Origin of the sequence: Corallococcus llansteffanensis (assembly GCF_003612055.1) — a bacterium.
Classification (GTDB): domain Bacteria; phylum Myxococcota; class Myxococcia; order Myxococcales; family Myxococcaceae; genus Corallococcus; species Corallococcus llansteffanensis.
Map to the genome: position 1 here is coordinate 1 of NZ_RAWB01000815.1, position 3,324 is coordinate 3,324.

Consider the following 3,324-nt stretch of genomic DNA (forward strand, 5'->3'; position numbering starts at 1 on the left):
CCCACCCCCCGTCCGCGTGCCGCCGGGCTGCGAGAAGAACCAGTCCGGCGACTACCACCACGCGCAGAACCCGGCCTTCCGCTACCTGGGCCAGGACGACGGCGGCACGCTGTCACTCGCGGTGGTGCGAGCGTGGGCGGACGGCGGCGTGGAGTCTCCGGACGCGGGCTCGGTGGGCATCGTCCTGCGCCGAACCCCGGACGGCTTCGTGGGCGAGACACACGCCACGGGCTTCACCGGCTCCGGAACGCCCTGCCCCGTCGCCTTCCCCACGGAGGCCGTGGCCTGCACCGACGCCGGCCTCACCCTGCGCGCCGCGTCCAGCACCGCCATCGACGAGGGCTGCCACGCCGCGCCCTCCGGCCCGGCCCCGGTGCGCCAGGAGCAGGTGCTGCTGCGCGGCACGCCCGACGCCGGCCTCTAGCCAGAAAGCACCGCGCCGCCCTCCCGCCCCGGAAACCCGGGGAGGAAGCGGCGGCGCGAGGCATCCGCGGGACTGTCGGGGAGGGGCTTCAGGCCGCCTGACGCGGCTGCTCCTCGGTGGAGCTCACAGCCGGGGCGGCCTCCGCCACCTTCACCCGGCCGACGAACCCCTGCAGCAGGCTGGACACGCCCACGTAGAGGAAGCCCGCCTGGAACAGGACGATGAAGGGCACCGACGTGTAGATGCGCGCGTCGATGGCGAACCACAGCGCCCCGGTGAAGTAGGCGGCGAAGAGCAGCTCCACCACCGGCATCAGCGTCTTGCTGCCGCGGTAGCTCTTCTTCACCGGCGCCTTGACGCTCTTGCCCTCGGCGCCCGTCTTCGGCGTGCGCGCGAAGCCCGACTGCTGGTTGAGCAGCGCCTCGCCCACGGCCTTCGCGTTGTTGATGGCCAGGCCGATGCCCAGGCTCATCAGGAAGGGCAGGTACTTGAAGCGCTCCCAGCCGGTGGCGCCGCGCTCGCGCTGGGCGGCCACGTAGAAGACGCAGACGCTGGCCGTCGCGGTGATGAAGAAGGGCAGGTCCAGGAACAGCGTGCCGTACAGGCCGTGCTGGAAGCGCACCACCATGCTGATGGGCATCAGCACGGACAGGAGCACCATCAGCAGGTACGCCATGTTGTTGGTGAGGTGGAAGAAGGCCTCGCGCTTCACCAGGAGCGGAAGGTCGCTCTTGAGGATGGTGGGCAAGAGCTTCTTCGCCGTCTGGATGGAGCCCTTGGCCCAGCGGTGCTGCTGGCTCTTGAAGGCGTTCATGTCCACCGGCACCTCCGCGGGGGAGATGACCTCCGGCAGGAACACGAACTGCCAGCCCTTGAGCTGCGCGCGGTAGCTCAGGTCCAGGTCCTCCGTGAGCGTGTCGTGCTGCCAGCCGCCCGCGTCGGAGATGGTGCTGCGGCGCCAGATGCCCGCGGTGCCGTTGAAGTTGAAGAAGCAGCCGGCCCGGTTGCGCGCCGTGTGCTCGATGATGAAGTGCCCGTCCAGGAAGATGCTCTGGGCCTGCGTGAGGATGGAGAACTCACGGTTCAGGTGGCCCCAGCGCACCTGCACCATGCCCACCTTCGCGTCCGCGAAGAAGGGCACCGTGCGCATCAGGAAGTCGGGACTCGGGACGAAGTCCGCGTCGAAGACGGCCACGTACTCGCCCGTGGCCAGCTTCAAGCCGTTCTCCAGCGCGCCCGCCTTGAAGCCCTGGCGGTTGACGCGGTGGATGTAGACGATGTCGTGACCCTTCTGCCGGTGGCGCTCCACGCACGCACGCGCGATGCCGCACGTCTCGTCCGTCGAGTCGTCCAGCACCTGGATCTCCAGCAGCTCCCGCGGGTAGTCGATGCGGCACACCGACTCCACCAGGCGCTCCACCACGTACATCTCGTTGAAGATGGGCAGCTGGATGGTCACCCGGGGCAGCGCTTTGAGCGTGCCATTCGGAGTGGGCAGCTTGAACTTGTGGCGGTAGTACAGGAACGCCATGCGATACCGGTGGGATCCATAGACCCCCAGCACGCTCAGCAGGCTGAAGTAGACAGCCAGGAAGATGATCTCGACGGTGGTCATCGGTGACGCTCAGCCCCTCCCGCTGGCCCTGTCGCCAGCGGTCCTACCAGACGTGGCGGCATGCCGACCGACCGCTCACGCTGACCGCCGCCTCCTGGGTCCGCTGAGCCCCGCCCCGTATGTGCCCGAAATAACAGGGCTTTGACCATCCGACTACTGATCGCGGCCGGACAATAGGGAGGCACCCGGGTCGTGTCAAACTATTCCCCGGTTTCGGCAGACTGAGAACGCCGGTTTTGACGCGTTTCGTCAACCCCTCCTTCCCTGCGTCAGGGCGATCCCGGGAGGCGGCAGGGCCTCCCTCCAGAGGACTTCCAGGGTGCGCCGGGGGACGCAGGACCTAGCGGGCGGCGCGCAGGGGGATGGGCGTCACGGGGACGGGGGACACTTCGAAACCGGAGGCGTCATCGACGTGGGACTCGTCGCGGGTGGCGCGGTCGAGCACGCCCTGCACCAGGGCCGGGAAGTCCAGGCCCGCGCGGGCGGCGATCTTCGGCAGGAGGCTGGTGGGGGTGAAGCCCGGCAGGGTGTTCACCTCCAGCACCACGTCGTTCTCCAGGTCCGAGCACAGCAGGTCCACGCGGCCGTAGCCCCGGCAGCCCAGGGCGCGGTACGCGGCGAGCGCGAGCGACTCCACGTTGACCCGGCGCGTCTCCGACAGGCGGGGCGGCAGGAAGTACTGGGCGCCGCCCTTGTACTTGGCCTCGTAGTCGAAGCCCTCGCGGGGGAAGGACACCTCGCAGCTGCCCAGCACGGCGTCGCCGAGGATGCCCACCGTCACCTCCTGGCCCGCGACGAAGCGCTCCACCAGGGCCTCGCCGCCGAAGCGGCACGCCTGGGCCACCGCCGGCACCAGCGCTCCGGCGTCGTGCACCACCGACAGGCCCACCGACGAGCCGCCCTTCGCGGGCTTCACCACGCACGGGAAGCCGCTGTCGCCGTGCAGTTCCACCGCGCGCGCCACGTCCGCGCGGCCCACCCGGTAGCCCCGGGGCGTGGCCAGGTTGTGGAGCTGGAAGAGCTTCTTCGCCATGGGCTTGTCCATGGCGAGCGCGGAGGCCAGCACGCCGGAGCCGGTGTACGGCAGCTCCAGGAGCTCCAGCAGGCCCTGCACGCGGCCGTCCTCGCCCATGCGGCCATGCAGCGCGACGAACGCCACGTCGAGCTCCGCCGCGCGCAGCGCCCGGTCCAGCCCTGGGCCCGCGAAGACGCGGGTGACGGTGTGCCCCAGCGTCTCCAGGGCCGCCACCACGGCCTCCCCCGTCTTGAGCGAGATCTCCCGCTC

At 70.1% G+C, this 3,324-nt stretch carries 3 protein-coding genes; 1 reads left to right on the forward strand and 2 read right to left on the reverse strand.

All coding sequences use genetic code 11. The features are described from left to right. Window positions 1-424 (forward strand): hypothetical protein (locus tag D7V93_RS47565; protein ID WP_279636992.1); only part of this gene is annotated, 424 nt, incomplete at its 5' end. Window positions 425-512: 88 nt separating this feature from the next. On the opposite strand, the gene D7V93_RS40620 is transcribed toward D7V93_RS47565, so the two are convergent. Both D7V93_RS40620 and D7V93_RS40625 read right to left on the reverse strand, forming a co-directional pair. Further along, complete coding sequence (locus tag D7V93_RS40620) at window positions 513-2,039, reverse strand: cellulose synthase family protein (protein ID WP_120648369.1); 1,527 nt, start codon at window positions 2,037-2,039, stop codon at window positions 513-515. Between the two features lie 340 nt (window positions 2,040-2,379). Continuing rightward, window positions 2,380-3,324: D-alanine--D-alanine ligase (locus D7V93_RS40625; protein ID WP_147451608.1), on the reverse strand; the 945-nt coding region annotated here is incomplete at its 5' end.

What these genes read in the sequence shown, in the direction of transcription:
- D7V93_RS40620 (WP_120648369.1), bottom strand. Translation starts at nt 2,039, where the DNA reads ATGACCACCGTCGAGATCATCTTCCTGGCTGTCTACTTCAGCCTGCTG.